The organism is Blautia sp. St.27G3, assembly GCF_059728505.1.
In genome coordinates, this window is the sequence record NZ_BAAGFO010000002.1 from 121,123 (window position 1) to 140,273 (window position 19,151).

A 19,151-nucleotide genomic window follows, 5' to 3' on the forward strand; every position below is an offset into this window, starting at 1 on the left:
CATACAGAAGGAGAAAAAATGGCACAATTAACCCCAATGATGCAGCAATACATGCAGACAAAGGAGCAGTATCGAGACTGTATCCTGTTTTACCGTCTGGGCGACTTCTACGAAATGTTTTTCGAGGATGCGCTGACTGCATCAAAGGAACTGGAGATCACTCTGACCGGCAAGGACTGCGGTCAGGAGGAGCGCGCGCCGATGTGCGGCGTACCGCATCATGCGGTGGATGGATATCTGAACAAGCTTGTAGCAAAGGGCTATAAAGTAGCGATCTGTGAGCAGGTCGAGGATCCGAAACAGGCAAAAGGAATCGTAAAACGCGAGGTGATCCGCATTGTCACACCAGGCACGAATTTAAATACGCAGGCGCTGGATGAGACGAAAAATAATTATCTGATGTGTATTGTATACATGGCAGACCGGTACGGGATTTCCGTGGCTGACATTACAACAGGAGAGTATTTGGTGACTGAGCTAGACGGTGAGCGGAAACTTTTTGATGAGATTATGAAGTTTTCTCCGTCTGAGATTATCTGCAATCACTCTTTTTATGTCAGCGGAATTGATCTGGAGGATATGAAAGAACGTCTGGGGATTACCGTGTATGCGCTGGATTCCTGGTATTTTGACGACGCGATGTGCGCCCAGCTCCTAAAGGAACAGTTTCACGTCTCCGCGCTCGACGGGCTTGGGATATCCGACTATAACTGCGGTGTGATTGCTTCTGGCGCACTCTTGAAATATCTGATGGAAACACAGAAAACTTCCATTGCAAATCTTACACAGCTTACCCCTTATTCGATTGGCAAATATATGATTTTAGACAGTTCTACGAGACGTAATCTGGAGCTGTGTGAAACTTTGCGCGAAAAAAATAAGAGGGGATCGCTTTTATGGGTGTTGGATAAGACAAAGACAGCCATGGGAGCCCGTCTGCTGCGCAAATATGTAGAACAGCCGCTGATTGAAAAAGAGGAGATTCAGGCGCGACTTGATGCAGTGGAAGAGTTGAAAAACAATGCCATTACCAGAGAAGAGATCCGGGAATACCTGAATCCTGTTTACGATCTGGAACGTCTGATCAGCCGTATCAGCTATCAGAGCGCAAATCCGCGTGACATGATTGCGTTCAAGACTTCTCTTTCCATGCTTCCGCACATCAAGTATCTGATGAAAAGCCTGAAAGCGCCGCTGCTTTGTAAGCTGGAGGCAGAGCTGGATGAACTGGCTGATCTGTGTCAGTTGATTGATGCGTCGATTGTCGAGGAGCCTCCGATCGGAATCCGCGATGGAGGCATTATCAAAGAAGGCTACCATGAGGAAGTAGACAAGCTGCGCAATGCCAAGACGGAGGGAAAGAACTGGCTGGCTCAGCTGGAAGCGCAGGAGCGCGAAAAGACAGGCATTAAGACTTTAAAAATCAAATTTAACAAGGTGTTTGGCTATTATCTGGAGGTCACAAATTCATACCGTGATATGGTTCCGGATTATTATACGCGCAAACAGACGCTCGCGAACGCGGAACGCTATATCACTCCGGAATTAAAAGAACTCGAAGACATGATTCTCGGAGCAGAGGATAAGCTGTTTTCATTGGAATACGGTCTTTATGTTGAGCTTCGAAATAAAGTGGCGCAGGAGATTGTGCGGATTTTGCAGACTGCAAAGGCAGTGGCGGGGATTGACGTATTTGCATCCCTGGCGCTGGTGGCAGAGCGCAGCAACTATGTCAAGCCGTCTGTGAATGAAAAGGGCTTGATTGACATCAGAGGCGGACGGCATCCTGTTGTGGAAAAGATGATTCCGAACGATATGTTCATTGCCAATGACACGTATCTTGACAATACAAAAAGCCGTGTTTCGATCATCACAGGTCCGAACATGGCGGGAAAATCTACTTATATGCGCCAGACAGCCCTGATTGTTCTTATGGCGCAGATCGGCAGCTTTGTACCGGCAGCCAGTGCCAAAATCGGTCTGGCAGACCGGATTTTTACGAGAGTTGGCGCTTCGGACGATCTGGCAAGCGGACAGAGTACATTTATGGTTGAAATGACTGAGGTGGCGAATATCCTGCGCAATGCGACCAGAAACAGTCTGCTGATTCTGGATGAGATCGGGCGTGGAACCAGCACGTTTGACGGGCTGAGCATTGCCTGGGCAGTTGTGGAGCATATCAGCAATCCAAAGCTTCTCGGGGCAAAGACGCTTTTTGCCACGCATTATCATGAGCTGACCGAGCTGGAAGGCAAGCTTCCGGGCGTGAACAATTACTGCATAGCAGTCAAGGAAAAAGGGGACGATATTGTTTTTCTGAGAAAGATTATCAAGGGCGGCGCAGATAAAAGTTACGGTATTCAGGTGGCGAAGCTGGCCGGAGTACCAGAAAGTGTGATCGGGCGTGCAAAGGAACTTGCGGAAGAGCTGACAAATGCGGATATTACAGTCAAGGTACAGGAGATTGGCGCAGACAGTCAGAAGGCCAAAAAAGCAAAACCGAAAAAATATGATCCGGTCGATATGGACCAGATGTCACTGTTTGATACAGTCAGTGAATCGGATGTGATCCGGGAGCTGCAGGAGATCAATGTGTCGAATCTGACGCCGATTGATGCGCTCAATACAATCTATCATCTGCAAAATAAGCTGAAAAACAGGTGGTAATACCGGGAGGAAACCATGAATCAGATTACACTTTTGAGTCAGGATACAATTGATAAAATTGCAGCGGGAGAGGTTGTGGAACGTCCGGCTTCGATTGTAAAGGAGCTTGTCGAGAATGCGGTGGATGCAGGAGCGAACGCAGTTACGGTGGAGATACGGGACGGTGGAATTTCTCTGATTCGCATCACAGATAACGGAAGCGGGATTCCGAAGGAACAGGTACCGGTGGCTTTTTTGCGCCATGCAACGAGCAAGATCCGTACCGTAGACGATCTGCTTACCTCCGGTACGCTTGGATTTCGCGGAGAGGCGCTATCGAGCATTGCGGCTGTCTGCCAGGTTGAAATGATCACAAAAACAGCGGGAAGTATCACCGGTGTTCGATATGTGATTGAGGGTGGCGCAGAAAAATCCATGGAGGAGATCGGCGCTCCGGAGGGAACTACGTTCTTGGTACGAAATCTTTTTTACCACACTCCGGCCAGAAAAAAGTTTTTAAAAACAGCGGCAACAGAGGCCGGTTATGTCAGTGATCTGATCGAGCGGATGGCCCTCTCGCATCCGGAGATTTCGTTCAAGTTTATTCTGAATGGCGCTTCGAAGCTGCATACGTCGGGCAACTGCAATCTGAAAGATATCGTGTATGGTATTTATGGCAGGGAGATTGCGTCAAATGTGATAAAAATTGACACGGAGCAGAAAAATGGGATTCAGATCAGCGGTTTTATCGGAAAGCCGGTGATTTCACGCGGAAACCGCAATTATGAGAATTATTTTGTCAATGGCCGCTATGTAAAAAGTGCGATTGTGTCACGGGCGATTGAGGATGCCTATAAGCCGTTTATGATGAACCATCGGTATCCGTTTACTGTTTTGATGGTGCAGATTGATGCGCAGCAGGTGGATGTAAATGTTCATCCGACGAAGATGGAGGTGCGGTTTGCCAGTCAGACAGATGTCTATGACAGGGTTTATCAGACTGTAAAGGATGCGCTGGCCGGAAAAGAACTGATACCGGAGTTTACGGTTGAAGCGCCAAAACAGTCGGGAGCGCCGGTCGCCGATATCCTGAAAAGTACAACGGAACCAGTCGAGACATCCCCCAAAATGGATTTAAGCAGAAGTTCGGAAGCGGAGCGCACGAAAAAGATGACGTATCCGGAGCCGTTTGAAAAAGTTCGCAGCCAGCTGATTGCAGAAGCCAACAGTCCGTATGAGCTGAAATATCCGCGCCGGGAGGGGACATTTCGGCCGGTAACCGGAAATATCGGGTATACAGCGCCCGTACATCCGGATAAACAAGTGATAGATACGAATGCGACAGTACAACAGGAGCATCCAGAGAGTCAGCCGCATCAGATGGAGCTTTTTGAGGACAGGCTTCTTGATGCCAGAAACAGAAAACGTCACAAGCTGATTGGGCAGATCTTTAATACGTACTGGTTGGTGGAATTTGACGAAAAGTTGTTTATTATTGACCAGCATGCGGCGCATGAAAAGGTATATTATGAGCGGTTTATGGAAAAGTACCGCACCAGACAGCAGACAACTCAGATGGTAACTCCACCAGTTATTGTCACGTTGACTCTGCAGGAAGAAAACGTTTTGAATCAGAACAAAAGTTATTTTGAAGAGGCCGGGTTTGTCATTGAGCATTTTGGAGGCCGCGATTATGCGATCAGCGGCGTGCCGGGAAATCTGTATGGGATTGCCGACCGGACGCTTTTTACGGAAATACTGGACGGACTTATGGAGACAGGCGGAACAACGTCGCCGGAGTCGGTGCTGGAGAAGATCGCGTCCATGTCCTGTAAGGCAGCTGTGAAAGGAAATAACAGGCTGTCAGTACAGGAAGCGGATCATTTGATCGGAGAACTTCTGACGCTGGAAAATCCATATAATTGCCCGCATGGCAGGCCAACGATTATTTCCATGACGAAATATGAGCTGGAGAAGAAATTTAAACGGATTGTATAGCAAACAGGCAATGTTGCTTTGCGTGCCGTAACATATCAGAAGTTTTGAACGAATGAGTATTTTCATGAGTTTTATAAATGTGGAAAGGAATCTGGTGCAGTGATGTCAAACGAAAAGAATCCTCTGATTATCCTGACAGGACCGACTGCGGTAGGGAAAACAAGGCTTTCTGTGGAGCTTGCAAAACGGATTGGAGGGGAAATTATTTCCGCAGATTCTATGCAGGTATATCGCAGAATGGATATTGGCTCCGCAAAAGTGCGGCCGGAGGAGAAGCAGGGGATTCGTCACTATCTGATTGATGAATTTGAGCCGAATGAGGAATTTCATGTCGTTCGGTTTCAGGAATATGCAAAAAAATATATACAGGAAATCAGGAAAAGAGGGAGGCTTCCGATTCTGGCAGGCGGTACCGGATTTTATATTCAGGCTGTGCTGTATGACATTGATTTTACAGAAAATGGAAGTGATCTGTCTTATCGGGAAACGCTTCAGGAATTTGCCAGGGAAAGGGGAACAGAATATCTCCATAAGCTTCTGGCCGATGTGGACCCGGAATCAGCCGCAGTGATTCACGCAAACAATGTCAAGCGTGTCATCCGGGCACTGGAATATTTTCATGAGACAGGAGAACCGATTTCGAGTCATAACGAAAAAGAACGTCAGAAGGCTTCCCCGTATCAGTTTGCTTATTTTGTATTAAATGACCGGAGAGAACAGGTTTATCAAAATATTGACAGGCGAGTGGATCAGATGATCGCGGAAGGGCTTCTGGATGAAGTAAAGGCACTTAAGAACGAGGGATGTACCAGAGATATGGTTTCCATGCAGGGACTCGGCTATAAAGAGATGCTGGATTATCTGGATGGCCTGTATTCTTTTGAAGAGGCAGTGCGCGTTTTAAAGCGTGATACACGGCACTTTGCCAAACGTCAACTTACCTGGTTTCGCCGGGAACGCGATGTGACCTGGGTGGATAAAGATAAATTTGAAAATACGGATGAAAAAATCCTGGAATATATGATAACAGAATTGGAGAAAAGAGGCATTTATCATGGAAAAACTGTATGAAGCTCTGGGAATCAGTCCTGAGGTATCTGCGTATGCGCAAAAAATTCTGGCAGGACTTTCGGAGCGTTTTCAGAAGATTGATGAGACAGCAGAATATAATCAGCTGAAAGTAATAAAGGCGATGCAGGATGCAAGAGTCTGCGCAGAGTGTTTTCAGGCCACAACAGGCTATGGGTATAACGATCTCGGTCGGGAAACACTGGAAAAGGTATATGCAAATGTGTTTCACACAGAGGATGCTCTGGTGCGTCCGCAGATTACCTGCGGGACACATGCGCTGGCCCTGGCCCTTTCGGCAAATCTTCGTCCGGGAGATGAAATGATCTCAATTTCCGGAAAGCCGTATGATACGCTGGAAGAGGTGATCGGCATCCGGCCATCCTGCGGTTCGCTTGCAGAGTACGGTGTGACTTACCGGCAGGTAGAACTTTTGCCGAACGGGACGTTTGATCTGGAAGGAATCCGCAGTGCACTTGGTGAAAAGACAAAGCTGGTTGCCATTCAGCGTTCCAAAGGCTATCTGACGCGCCCGACGCTTTCTGTAGAGCAAATTGGGGAGGCGATTGCTTTTGTGAAAAAGATGAATCCGGAAATCATCTGCATGGTGGATAACTGCTACGGAGAATTTGTACAGCAGATGGAACCAAGTGATTTTGGCGCAGATATGGTAGTTGGTTCCCTGATTAAAAATCCGGGCGGCGGCCTTGCTCCGATTGGGGGATATATTGCCGGAACGAAAACATGTGTGGAGCGTGCGGCTTATCGTCTGACCTCTCCGGGGATTGGAAAAGAAGTCGGTGCCACGCTTGGCGTCATGCAGTCTTTTTATCAGGGATTGTTTCTTGCTCCTACGGTGACAGCGGCTGCGCTGAAAGGTGCCATTTTTGCAGCGAATCTTTATGAGTCTTTGGGCTTTCCTGTGGTGCCGGGCGGAAAAGAGGAGCGCTATGATATTATTCAGGCAGTAGAATTTGGAAAGCCGGAGGGTGTGATCGCCTTTTGTGAGGGGATTCAGTCAGCTGCTCCGGTGGATAGTTATGTGACGCCAGAGCCGTGGGCGATGCCAGGCTATGGCAGTGATGTGATTATGGCAGCAGGTGCTTTTGTGCAGGGTTCTTCCATTGAGCTGAGCGCAGACGGACCAATCAAACCGCCGTATGCCGTTTATTTTCAGGGCGGACTTACGTGGCCGCATGCAAAGTTGGGTATTTTGAAATCTTTGCAGCGTCTGTATGAAAAGGGACTTGTGACATGGGAAAACGCGTAATCATAGCGGGAGGTGGAGCCGCTGGTCTTACAGCGGCAGTTTTTGCGGCACGCCAGGGAGCAGAAGTTACCGTGCTGGAAGGCATGGAACGCCCCGGGAAAAAGCTTCTTCTGACAGGAAATGGGCGCTGCAACCTGACGAATCTGGACGTGGCGTTATCCGGAAAGTATTATGGAAGCGGGGCGGCGGTTGCCAGAAAGCTGACAGAGCAGTTCGGGGCTTCAGAAGTACTTTCATTTTTCGAAGAACTTGGGCTTTTGACAACAGAAAAAAACGGATACGTTTATCCGTACAGTCTGCAGTCCGGGGCAGTTTTGGGCGCATTGCTATCGGAAATCCGCCGGCTTCGTGTGAAGCTCAAGCTTGGGGAAAAAGTAGAATCTATTCAACAGGAAGAGGAGCGGTGGAAGGTAAAAACTGCTTCCTGGTGTTATACGGCAGATGCTCTTGTTCTCGCCTGCGGCGGAAAAGCAGTTCCGTCTACCGGTTCTGACGGAAGCGGTTACGCGCTTGCACGGATGCTGGGACATTCTGTTACTGTGCCGCGTCCGGCACTGGTTCCGCTTGAATGCAATGGCAGAATGTATGAACGGCTTTCTGGTGTGCGATGCCGGGCGGCGGTTTCGTTATACAGAGCAATATCAGAAAAAAATAAAAACGAGGTTCAAAAAGAGGCAGTACTTCTGAAAAAGGACATGGGAGAGCTCCAATGGACAAAATACGGCGTATCCGGGATCGTTATTTTTCAGCTGTCGCGTTTTGTTTCAACTGCCAGCCATCCGCAGCAGATGTATTTGGAAGTTGATTTGCTTCCGGATTTTGAGAAGGCATATCTTGTTGCATTTTTAGAACGGCGTGCAGCTCTGTTCTCGAAGGAGCGTACCGTAGCGCTTCTTAGCGGTCTTTTGCACGAAAAGCTGATACCAGTTCTTTTAAAAAATGCGGAAATCCCGGAAAAGCTATCCTGTGGGGAGGTTGATGCAGTGCAGATAGAAAGGCTGGTTGTACAGGCCAAAAAGCTGCGGCTTTCCCTTGCAGGTACCAAATCTTTCGATGTCTGTCAGGTATGCGCAGGCGGTGTGGACTGCCGGGAAGTCTCAGATAAAACGTTGGAATCAAAAAAATGGAACAATCTTTTTTTTGCAGGAGAACTGCTTGATGTGGACGGACCGTGCGGCGGATATAATCTGCAATGGGCGTGGACGAGCGGATACGTGGCGGGGATGTCTGCCGGGAAAGAAAAGAAGGAAGAAAAGGGAACAATATGATACTGCGAATCAGCGAATTGAAAATGCGTCCGGATCACACCAGAAAAGAGTTTGAGAGGGAACTGCGGAAAATACTCCAAAAGAAAGACGGTCCGCTGGAATATGAGATTATGCGGCGGTCGATTGATGCGCGCAAAAAACCGGATCTGTTTTATGTGTATACGGTCGACGTAAAGGTTGAAGAAAATGCAGGTCTTTTAAAAAAGATCAAAACGAAAAAGGTGGCAGTAGTCAATCCTTTGGAATATCAGTTTCCGTATAACAGCCAGAGACAGAAAACAAAGAACAGTCTTCGTCCTGTTGTTGTCGGTTGCGGGCCGGCCGGTCTTTTCTGTGCACTTATGCTCGCAAGAAGCGGACTTTGCCCGATTCTTCTTGAGCGCGGCGAACCGGTTGAGCAGCGAATGGAGACGGTAAACAGGTTTTGGAAAGACGGTATCCTGAATCCGGATTCCAACGTACAGTTCGGAGAAGGAGGAGCCGGAACTTTTTCGGACGGAAAGCTGAACACTATGATCAAGGATCCGGATGGCAGGATTCGCTTTGTTCTCAAAGAATTTGTCAGAGCAGGCGCAGATCCGGTTATTTTGTACGATCACAAACCGCATATCGGAACGGATGTGCTTGTAAATGTTGTGCGGAATATAAGGGAAGAAATTATTGCTCTGGGAGGAGAGGTTCGTTTTGACAGTACCCTGACTGGAATTACAGCTTTGGAGAGCGGAAGTGGATACAGTCTTGCAATAAACGGACAGGAACGTGCATTTACTGCGGAACATGTGGTTCTGGCGCTGGGGCACAGTGCCCGCGATACGTTTTTTATGCTGTACAAATTGGGACTGCCCATGCAGGCAAAAGCTTTTGCAGTCGGATTTCGTATGGAACATTCGCAGGAAATGATTAATGAAGCCATGTATGGGAAAAACTGCCCTTATGAGCTTGGTGCGGCACCTTATAAAGTGACGTACAAATGTGAAAACGGGAGAGGTGTCTATTCCTTTTGTATGTGTCCGGGTGGCTATGTGGTAAATGCATCGTCAGAAGAGGGGATGACGGCTGTGAATGGTATGAGCTACAGCAGCCGAAGCAGTACAAGCGCGAACAGTGCAATCGTTGTGACGGTTACACCGGAGGATTACAGCGAGGATTTGCAGAATCCGCTTGCCGGCATCGCATTTCAGCGCCGTATTGAGCGGGCAGCATACGAGTGCGGCAATGGCAGTATACCGGTTCAGCGCTTTGGCGATTTTTGTGAAAGTAAAAAAACGGAGCTGTCTGGAACAATCATATCACAGTGTAAAGGCCGCTATGAGGCGTCAGATCTGCGAAAGATTCTGCCAGAAGAACTGAATGTTTCTCTGATCGAGGGGATTCATGGGTTTGCCCGAAGGATAAGAGGGTTTGACGATCCGGATGCCCTTTTGCTGGGTGTAGAAAGCCGTACTTCCTCGCCGGTTCGTATTTTGCGTGGCGATAACCTGCAAAGCAGCCATCCTGATTTTACGGGTATTTATCCGTGCGGAGAAGGAGCGGGCTATGCAGGCGGCATTACTTCTGCTGCAATTGATGGAATCCGTGTGGCCGAAGCAGTCTGCGCTGCTTACCAATAGCTGCATATTTATGAAAAATTAATAGACTTGGGTGTATACTTTCCAAAAAAGTTGTGCTACAATAACTCAATGGCTCAACCAAAGGGTAGAGAGTATCTGTTTTTTATATGAGCGATACTTTATTATTAGATCAAAATTATGATACTGCTTCAAAGACAATGAAAAGTATCCCAAAAGAGGAAAGGCCTTATGAAAAGTGTCTTGCACACGGAGCTGGCGTGTTAAGCGACGCGGAGCTTCTGGCTGTGATACTTCGCACAGGGTCAAAAGGTGAATCGGCATTGGAACTGTCAAGGAAGGTACTTGCTCAGCATGGGGAAGGAAGCGGACTTCTGGGCATTTATCACATGTCGATTTCTGATTTAACGAGGGTAAAAGGACTCGGAAAAGTGAAGGCTATCCAGTTAAAATGTGTGGCGGAGCTTTCAAAGCGGATTTCGAGGCAGACGTTTTCAGACGGGATTAGTTTTAAGGACCCTGCAGCAGTTGCAAGATATTATATGGAAGAGATGCGCCATCAGGAGCAGGAAATTCTGATGCTTGCGATGCTGAACAGTAAGGGACTGCTGATTGCAGATCAGGTGATATCAAAAGGTACTGTCCGGGCAGCGATGTCATCGCCGCGTGAGATATTCATTGAGGCTGTGCGCCATCATGCTGTCAGCATTATTTTGCTTCACAATCATCCGAGCGGAATTCCAGATCCCAGCAGGGAGGATATTTTGATGACCAGGCGTGTAAGGGATGCCGGGCGGCTATTGGGAATTGAGCTGCTGGATCATATTATTATAGGTGACTGCCAGGCTGTCAGCATGAGGGAGCAGGGCATCTGGCAGGAGTAAGGGGAATCTACATGTTATTTCAAAAGGTTTGTGGGATTGATCTGGGCACAGACACGATAAAACTGCGTGATAAGAGCGGAAAACGCTTTTTATACAGCAAGAACCTTCTTGCCATGCGGCAAAATGGCAAACTGTTGGCAGTTGGTGATGCCGCATATGAAATCTACGAAAAAAATCCGGAAAATGTCAGAGTCGTATGGCCTATGGCAGGTGGTGTCATTGCCAATCTGACAGAGATGGAGATTGTTCTTTCGCATCTTCTGAAAAGCTTTACCGGAATGTTGCATACCGGAGCTTCTTTATGCATTGCAGTGCCAAGTGATATTACCCAGGTGGAAAAACGCGCCTTCTTTATGGTTATGCGCAGCAAAATAAATGCCGGAAGTATCCGGCTGATTGACAAGGGTATTGCAGATGCGGTCAGTGCGGGCCTTCCCGTCTTATCATCACGCGGACATATGGTAGTTAACATCGGAGCAGATACGACGGAGATTGCAGTGATTTCTTCCGGAAGGGTAATCCTGAGCCAGACGCTTAAAACAGGTGGCAGGAAACTGGATGAGGATATTGCAACCATGGTACGCCGGAAGTTCAATCTGAATATTGGTCAGAAGACCGCAGAATCACTGAAAAACAATCTTGCATTCATGATCAACGGTCCCCGTTTGGAACAGAAAGTATTTGGTATCCATACGCTTTCGGGCCTTCCGAAATCAGACCTGATTCCATCGCTTGCGGTCAGCGTGGCAATTATTGATTCCATTGATTCGATTATTGAAAGCATGAAAGCCATCTACAATCGTGTTCCGCCTCAGATTATGAAAGATATTACCAGGGAGGGAATTTACCTGACCGGAGGCGTATCCATGATACTCAATCTTCCTGAATATATCCGACGGGAAATCGGAATCCCGCTGCATCATATTCAAGATCCGAAGAACAGTACCATCCGAGGTCTGGTGGAAGTTTTGAACAACAAAGATCTGCGGCAGTGTACGTATTCACTGACAGATCTGACAGGAATGAGATAAAGGCAGGGGAATTATGAAAAAAACGACGAATGACAATTTAAAAAGCAAATACCTGCTTGCAGGACTCAGTGTGTTCTGTGTTGCGTTGATTCTTATTTCTTTTCTTGATAGCAGTGCGGTTGCGCCGGTGAAACAGGTGAGTGGCTTTTTGATCACGCCGGTTCAGAAGGGAATTAACGGTTTTGGAAGCTGGCTTTCCGGGTTGACGGATAATTTCGAGGATGCGGAAACACTTCGGAGGGAAAACAAAGAGCTGAGTGCGCGCGTGGACACGCTGACAGAGGAAAACAGCCAGCTGATCCAGGACAGGGAAGAACTGCGCAGGCTGAGAGAACTTTTTGATCTGGATGAGCAGTATGATGAATACGAAAAAGTAGGAGCGCGCGTTATTGCAAAGGAAAGCGGCAACTGGTTTCAGCTTTTTACGATTGACAAAGGTTCCAACGACGGGATTCAGCCGGATATGAATGTTATTTCAGGCGGCGGCCTTGTCGGAATTGTGACAGAAACCGGCCCGAACTGGGCAACGGTACGCTCAATTATTGACGACAACAGCAATGTCAGCGCCATGGTTTCCACGACTTCTGACCGGTGTGTTATTGCCGGAGATCTGCGTTTGATTGACGAGGGATCATTGAATCTTCTGAAACTTACAGATGCAGAGAATAAAGTTCACGTAGGAGATAAGGTGGTTACATCTTATATCAGCGAAAAGTTTCTTCCGGGTATTTTGATCGGCTATATCAGTGAGCTTGAAAATGATGCCAACAATCTGACAAAATCCGGGTATATCACGCCAGTTGTGGATTTTCGTCATTTACAGGAGGTTCTGGTTATCCTGGAATTGAAGGAATATTCCGCGGATGATCTGACGGCAGCGCCTGGAGGAAGCGGTGTTACGGCAGAACCTGGACAGACCGAATCCGGACAGACAGAGGCAGAGCAGACGGAACAGTCTGAAAGTGAGACGGTTGAGCCGCAATAGGCGATCGCTGCATTTGCCGACGTATCCCCAGGGCAGGAAGAGTACGCACCGAAAGGAGAGTTTTATGCGACGCAAGATGGTAACGGCATTGTTGATTCTGGTTTGTATCCTTCTTCAGTCAACGGTCTGCCAGATGATTTCGATTGCTTCGATTAAGCCGAATCTTCTGATTATCCTGATCGTTTCTTTTGGATTAATGAGAGGCCGCAGAAGCGGCATGATGATAGGCTTTTTCTGTGGTCTTTTGACTGATCTGTTTTTTGAGAGTGTTCTTGGATTTAATGCAATTATTTACATGTGGGTCGGTTATTTCAGCGGTTATTTTTATCGTATTTTTTACGATGATGATATCAAGACACCGTTGTTTCTGATCTCCGTCAGCGATGTGGCTTATGGGATTGTACATTACATTTTCCGATTTCTGCTGCGGGGACGGATTGACTTCTTTTACTATTTCGGGCGTATTATCCTGCCGGAGATGTTCTACACATTGATTCTGACCATTATCTGTTACAGAGTGCTCTATATGATTAACCGAAAACTGACGATTGCCGACAAAGGAGGAGTTGACAGCTTTGTTTGATGAGATGAAAAAAAGCATGAAAAAAGCAGTAAATTCACGTGTTGTTGTTTTAGTCGCCGTGTTTGTACTGCTATGTGCTATACTTCTGGAGCGTTTATTTCAGCTTCAGATTGTATCGGGAGAAAGTTATCAGAATGATTTTTCACTTTCAATTATGAAAGAACGTTCTCTTCCCAGTTCCCGTGGTAACATATACGATCGAAATGGAAAACTGATAGCATACAATCAGCTTTCCTATTGTGTCACTTATGAAGACAGTGGGACGTATGCGAACACGCATACTAAGAATCTTTCAGTGAACAGTGTTTTATATCATGTGATTAAACTGATTGAAGAGCAGGGAGATTCCATTGTAAATGATTTTAAGGTTATTCTCACAGACGACGGAACATACGAATACAACGCTTCCGGATTTACCTTAAACCGTTTTAAAGCGGACTTGTTCGGTGAAGCTTATATTGAGAATCTGAAAGAAGAGCAGCTCAATATTACGGCGCCTGATCTGATTGAACTGCTTTGTAATGAAAAGAATTACGGAATCCTTGACCCAAAGATCACCGAAAAAGAACGTGAGAAATACGGGCTTCCGGAAACTTATACGGATAAAGAAATTCTTCAGCTTGTGTCACTTCGTGCTTCGATTGCAGCCTACAGTTTTCAGCGCTATCAGACAGTAACAATCGCACGTGATATCAGTGAACAGACCATGGCGAGACTTCTGGAAAATATTGCTGATTTTCCGGGGATCGATATTTCAGAAGAATACAGAAGAGTTTATACAGATGCAGAATATCTGGCTCCGCTGATTGGGTATACCGGAAAAATATCAGCGGAAGAGCTGGAAGAGCTTCAAAAGGAAAACAGCAATTATACAGCAAATGACATTGTTGGAAAAACGGGTTTGGAAAAGGTTCTTGAGACCACACTGCAGGGTGATAAGGGTTCAGAGGTGATTTTTGTCGATAATCTTGGTCGTGTGCTCAGCGTAGATTCCCGTGTGGAGCCTCAGGCAGGAAACGATGTGCGTCTGACGATTGACATGGATTTGCAAAGAGCCGCTTACAATATTCTGGAGCAGTATATTGCAGGTATTGTGTATGCCATGACGATTAACGAGGAACAGTTTAAGGAGTGGCTTACTTCTGCAGACCAGGTACGTATTCCGATTTATGACATTTATTATGCACTTTTTGAGAATAATGTACTTGATGTCAGCCATTTGAAAGCAGCGGATGCGTCCGCAAATGAAAAGCACGTATATGATGCGTTTCTGGTAAAAGCGGCAGAAATTTTCAGTATTATTAAAAATGAACTTTTATCCGATCAACCGACTGCATACAAAGATCTGAAAGAAGCGTATGAACTGGGAGAGCAGTATCAGGTATACATGTCCTACATTGTAAAGGACATGCTGATGAATGGAACCGGTATTCTGAACGAGTCTGCGATTGATAAAACAGATCCGACGTATATTGCCTGGACAGAAGAGGAAAATATCAGCCTCAAAGAATATCTGACTTATGCAATTTCCAAGAACTGGATTGATATTACGAAGGTTGCAAGCGATACACAGTACATGGATACACAGGAAATGTACACGGCTCTGGCTGATTACATTGCAGATTATCTCTATGAAGACGATAATTTCTGTAAGCAGGTGTACCGTTATATGTTGCAGGAAAACCGTATTTCCGGTGCGGAAATCTGTGTGCTTCTGTTCGACCAGGGGATTCTTGAGATGGACACTGAGGATTATGAAAATCTTCTGAACGGTTCTCTGAGCGGATACGATTTTATTCGCGAAAAAATTTACAATCTGGAAATTACGCCTGCACAGCTTGCCGTGACGCCGTGTTCCGGATCAATTGTACTGACTGATCCAAATTCCGGAGATGTACTGGCGTGTGTGACGTATCCGGGATATGACAATAACCGACTGGCAAATGAGATGGACACTGCCTACTTTAACAAGCTGAATATGGATAAGTCGTCTCCGTTCTACAGCCGGGCAACGCAGGAGGCGATCGCTCCTGGTTCTACGTTTAAGCTGGTATCTTCAGTTGCCGGAATTATGGAAGGTGTTGTCAATATTGGAGAAGGCATTGGATGTACCGGAAAGTTTGATCTTTTACAGGATGAACATCCGGTCAACTGCTGGAATACATGGGGGCACGGTGTTTTGACGCTGGAGGGTGCGATTAAAGAATCCTGTAACTACTTCTTTAATACGATCGGATACCGACTGGCTACAGTGAACGGTGATTACGACGATGACACCGGTGTTGCAGCGCTCACAAAATATGCAGCTATGTTTGGTCTTGACGAGACATCCGGTGTGGAAGTACCGGAAAGCTCACCGCATATTTCCAAGAAAGACGCTGTGCGTACGGCTATGGGACAGGCCGACAACCTGTTTACAACGACACAGCTGGCACGTTACGTCGGGGCAGTGGCAAACAGCGGGACCTGTTACTATCTGACTCTGGTAGATTCGATCACGGACTCTGCCGGAAGTGTTCTGGAAAAGAACGAGGCTAAGATACGGGATGTCATTGAACTACCACAGGAGCTTTGGACAACCATTCATGCCGGTATGCGCGGCGTGGTAACCAATCATGCAGTGTTTAAGAATTTTACAGGAGTTGCAGTTGCCGGAAAGACAGGTACTGCTCAGGTTAGCACTGATGTGCCGAACCACGGAGTATTTGTCGGATACGCACCGTACGATGGAGACCCGGAGATTGCGATTGCAGTTCGTATTGCCAATGGTTATACATCCGCAAATGCAGCGTTGGTGGCAAGAGATACGATTTCTTATTACTATGGCCTTCAGCCGGAGGATCAGTTGATTATCGGACATGCTTCCACCGCATATGAGAATTATGACGTTAACGATTAAGGCTTGAAGTCTGTATTTTCACAGGGAGAAGAGTTATGGGGCAGAGTGCAGTTATCATTAAAAGCAATCCATATGGGCTGGTTTTGATGCTGAATCCCGATTTGCCGTTTGAGGAATTGCTGACGGCAGTGGGGGAGAAATTCGGCGCCTCTGCCGGGTTTTTCAAAAAGGCCAGCCTTGCCCTTACCTTTCGGGGAAGGGTTCTTACAAAAGAGCAGGAAAATGCACTGGTCGAAGCGATCGTGCAGCATTCCGGTATAAACGTAATCTGTATTGTAGATGAGTCAAAAGAAACAGAAGCATATTACAAAAGGGCTGTGGTACATGCCATGGAGAAGAAACAGCAGGAGGACGGGCAGTTTTACCGGGGAACTTTGCGCTCCGGTCAGGTGCTCGAAACAGAGACCAGTATTGTGATTATCGGAGATGTCAATCCCGGAGCCCAGGTGATTTCAAAAGGCAATATAGTGATTCTGGGTTGCTGCATGGGTAATATTTATGCGGGGGCTGCCGGAGATTGCGGTTGTTTTGCGGCAGCACTTACGATGAAACCGATGCAGGTGCGTATTGCTGACAAGACAGCACGCAGTGCGATTGTCAAAAAAACTGACACCGGGGAATATCCGATTGATCCGAAAATTGTTTATATCAAAGAGGACCATCTCCAGATCAAGCCGATCACAAATGAAACGTTGATGGATTATTTCGGCTGATTACCGGAGAGTTCCAAAGCTCCTTATGACAGTTTTCAGGTTTGGGTACCGAAACTGATAAAGTACAGAAGATGGCTACGTTTTAAGGAGAAGTGGGAGGAAAAATTCATGAGCGAAGTAATTGTTGTTACATCAGGAAAGGGAGGCGTCGGTAAGACTACCTCCACGGCAAACATCGGGGCAGGCCTTGCGCGTCTGAATAAAAAAGTAGTTCTGGTGGATACGGATATTGGTCTACGCAATCTTGACGTGGTAATGGGGCTTGAAAATCGTATTATTTACAATCTGGTGGATGTGGTGGAAGGCAATTGCCGCATCAAACAGGCGCTGATCAGGGACAAGCATTATCCACATCTTTATCTGTTGCCATCTGCACAGACTAGAGATAAAAGCGCTGTGACACCGGAGCAGATGATTAAACTGGTGGATAGTCTCAAAGAAATTTTTGATTATGTACTTCTTGACTGTCCGGCAGGAATTGAGCAGGGATTTCGAAATGCAATAGCAGCCGCAGACCGTGCGATTGTTGTCACGACTCCGGAAGTATCAGCAATTCGTGACGCAGATCGGATTATTGGACTGTTGGAAGGTGCCGGGATCAAAAAGATTGATCTTGTTGTAAATCGTATTCGTATGGATATGGTGAGACATGGGCAGATGATGTCTGTGGAGGATGTTATTGATATTCTGGCCGTAAATCTTCTCGGGGCAATTCCGGATGAGGAGAGTGTAGTGATAGCGGCAAATCATGGGGAACCGGTCATCGGTAGTGATACGATATCGGGACAAGCTTATTTGAATATTGCAAGAAGGGTGCTTGGGGAAACCGTTCCACTTACTGATCTTGATGCAGGCTCTTCTTTGTTGCACCGGATGGCTGCACTTTTCAGGAAGAAGTAGGAGGCCGTCATGAGAACATTTCAAAAGGATTTTTTGCGGACTTCCGGTCAGATTGCACGAGAGAGAACGAGGCTGACGGTCGCATCGGATCGACTGTCCTGTAATCAGGACGAACTGCGGCAGCTTCAGAAGGAAGTAATGGGTGTCCTTTCGAAATACATGAATTTGGATAAAGAGGCTTTGAAAATACGCATAGACATTGTCAGCGGAACAAAGCGAGGAGTACACGATGTTAAGACAATACAAATTAAGTGATTATCGGTTTCGGCTGATTTTATGGGTAGTAGTTCTTTCTACACTGGGCATTCTCATAATTGGCAGTGCGAATAGTGAATTTCAGACAAGGCAGATGCAGGGAATGATAGCGGGTATCGTAATCATGTTGATTGTATCTTTGTTTGACTATACATGGCTGCTTAACTTTTACTGGCTTATCTATCTTGCAGGCTCCGGACTTTTGGCAGCAGTTCTTTTAGTCGGGACGAATGTAAACGGTGCGACCAGGTGGATTAACATCGGTTTTCAGTTTCAGCCGTCAGATATTGTAAAGATTATGCTGATTATGTTTTTTGCAAAGTTTTTTGAAGTGCACGAAGATAAGATAAACAGTTTCCGGATTATTGTCTTTTCCGTGATTTTAATTGGCGTTCAGCTTTTCCTGATTGTAAAAGAACCGGATCTTTCTACCACGATTGTTGTGGCGCTTCTGTTTTGTGTCCTTATTTTTATGGCAGGACTCAGCTATAAAATTGTGGGAGGGATTTTGATCGTATGTATTCCGCTTATGGTTATACTGATGAGCCTTCTTTTGCAGCCGGATCAGAAACTGGTAGACGAATATCAGATGAAACGTGTTTACGCATGGCTTCGGCCGGAAGAATATCCGCAGGATGCTTATCAGCAGCAGAATTCCATTAAAGCGATTGGATCGGGGCAGCTTTACGGAAAGGGGCTGAACAACGATGCGGTTGGTTCTGTTAAAAATGGTAATTTTATTGCGGAGCCTCAGACCGATTTTATTTTTGCAGTTGCGGGCGAGGAGCTTGGTTTTATTGGCTGTTGCATGATCGTACTTCTTGAGTTTATCATCGCCATGGAATGTCTTATGATCGGAAGGAGGGCAAAGACACTTTCTGGAACACTGATTGCTTCCGGCATGTCTGCATTGATTTTTTTCCAGAGTTTTGTTAATATATCAGTAACGACTGGCATTATACCAAATACTGGAATCACCTTACCCTTTGTGAGCTACGGATTGACGTCTCTTGTCAGTTTTTACATCGGGATCGGGCTCGTGCTGAATGTCGGACTTCAGACAAGAAAATATTAAGGAGGTAG

General features: G+C 46.6%; 15 protein-coding genes. All 15 read left to right on the forward strand.

All coding sequences use genetic code 11. The annotated features are described in order from the left end of the window. The first annotated feature begins 18 nt into the window (after positions 1 to 18). Entirely contained in the window at positions 19 to 2,667 is a 2,649-nt protein-coding gene (gene mutS, locus AC6I2O_RS10125) for a DNA mismatch repair protein MutS (RefSeq protein WP_497742575.1), read from the forward strand. 15 nt (positions 2,668 to 2,682) lie between these two features. Continuing rightward, positions 2,683 to 4,644, forward strand: a complete 1,962-nt coding sequence (mutL, locus tag AC6I2O_RS10130; RefSeq protein WP_497742576.1) for a DNA mismatch repair endonuclease MutL — start codon at positions 2,683 to 2,685, stop codon at positions 4,642 to 4,644. Positions 4,645 to 4,746: 102 nt separating this feature from the next. Beyond that, a complete protein-coding gene (gene miaA / locus AC6I2O_RS10135; protein ID WP_497742577.1) occupies positions 4,747 to 5,715 on the forward strand; it encodes a tRNA (adenosine(37)-N6)-dimethylallyltransferase MiaA in 969 nt (322 codons plus the stop codon). Further along, positions 5,699 to 6,982 (forward strand): methionine gamma-lyase family protein, encoded by a 1,284-nt coding sequence (locus tag AC6I2O_RS10140; RefSeq protein WP_497742578.1) that lies wholly within the window; start codon positions 5,699 to 5,701, stop codon positions 6,980 to 6,982. The genes miaA and AC6I2O_RS10140 overlap by 17 nt, the downstream gene beginning before the upstream one ends. Continuing rightward, positions 6,967 to 8,250 (forward strand): BaiN/RdsA family NAD(P)/FAD-dependent oxidoreductase, encoded by a 1,284-nt coding sequence (locus AC6I2O_RS10145; protein WP_497742579.1) that lies wholly within the window; start codon positions 6,967 to 6,969, stop codon positions 8,248 to 8,250. Before AC6I2O_RS10140 ends, AC6I2O_RS10145 begins: the two co-directional genes overlap by 16 nt. Continuing rightward, positions 8,250 to 9,860, forward strand: a complete 1,611-nt coding sequence (locus AC6I2O_RS10150; protein ID WP_497742972.1) for an NAD(P)/FAD-dependent oxidoreductase — start codon at positions 8,250 to 8,252, stop codon at positions 9,858 to 9,860. Before AC6I2O_RS10145 ends, AC6I2O_RS10150 begins: the two co-directional genes overlap by 1 nt. 107 nt (positions 9,861 to 9,967) lie before the next feature. Continuing rightward, positions 9,968 to 10,702 (forward strand): RadC family protein, encoded by a 735-nt coding sequence (gene radC, locus AC6I2O_RS10155; RefSeq protein WP_120392025.1) that lies wholly within the window; start codon positions 9,968 to 9,970, stop codon positions 10,700 to 10,702. Positions 10,703 to 10,713: 11 nt separating this feature from the next. Continuing rightward, on the forward strand, positions 10,714 to 11,733 hold the full coding sequence (locus tag AC6I2O_RS10160) for a rod shape-determining protein (RefSeq protein WP_497742580.1): 1,020 nt from the start codon (positions 10,714 to 10,716) through the stop codon (positions 11,731 to 11,733). 13 nt (positions 11,734 to 11,746) lie between these two features. After that, a complete protein-coding gene (gene mreC, locus AC6I2O_RS10165; RefSeq protein WP_120392027.1) occupies positions 11,747 to 12,718 on the forward strand; it encodes a rod shape-determining protein MreC in 972 nt (323 codons plus the stop codon). Positions 12,719 to 12,782: 64 nt separating this feature from the next. Beyond that, positions 12,783 to 13,301, forward strand: coding sequence for a rod shape-determining protein MreD (gene mreD, locus AC6I2O_RS10170; RefSeq protein WP_120392028.1), 519 nt, complete (start codon positions 12,783 to 12,785; stop codon positions 13,299 to 13,301). Continuing rightward, entirely contained in the window at positions 13,294 to 16,200 is a 2,907-nt protein-coding gene (locus tag AC6I2O_RS10175; RefSeq protein WP_120392029.1) for a penicillin-binding transpeptidase domain-containing protein, read from the forward strand. Before mreD ends, AC6I2O_RS10175 begins: the two co-directional genes overlap by 8 nt. Positions 16,201 to 16,235: 35 nt before the next feature. Next, positions 16,236 to 16,913 (forward strand): septum site-determining protein MinC, encoded by a 678-nt coding sequence (locus AC6I2O_RS10180; RefSeq protein WP_120392030.1) that lies wholly within the window; start codon positions 16,236 to 16,238, stop codon positions 16,911 to 16,913. A gap of 108 nt (positions 16,914 to 17,021) precedes the next feature. Then, positions 17,022 to 17,813, forward strand: coding sequence for a septum site-determining protein MinD (minD, locus tag AC6I2O_RS10185; RefSeq protein WP_120392031.1), 792 nt, complete (start codon positions 17,022 to 17,024; stop codon positions 17,811 to 17,813). 9 nt (positions 17,814 to 17,822) lie between these two features. Continuing rightward, positions 17,823 to 18,068, forward strand: a complete 246-nt coding sequence (locus tag AC6I2O_RS10190) for a cell division topological specificity factor MinE (RefSeq protein ID WP_120392032.1) — start codon at positions 17,823 to 17,825, stop codon at positions 18,066 to 18,068. Further along, the gene (locus AC6I2O_RS10195) at positions 18,043 to 19,143 is read left to right on the forward strand and encodes an FtsW/RodA/SpoVE family cell cycle protein (protein ID WP_120392033.1); all 1,101 of its coding nucleotides are present in this window, start codon (positions 18,043 to 18,045) and stop codon (positions 19,141 to 19,143) included. The genes AC6I2O_RS10190 and AC6I2O_RS10195 overlap by 26 nt, the downstream gene beginning before the upstream one ends. Positions 19,144 to 19,151 lie beyond the last annotated feature (8 nt).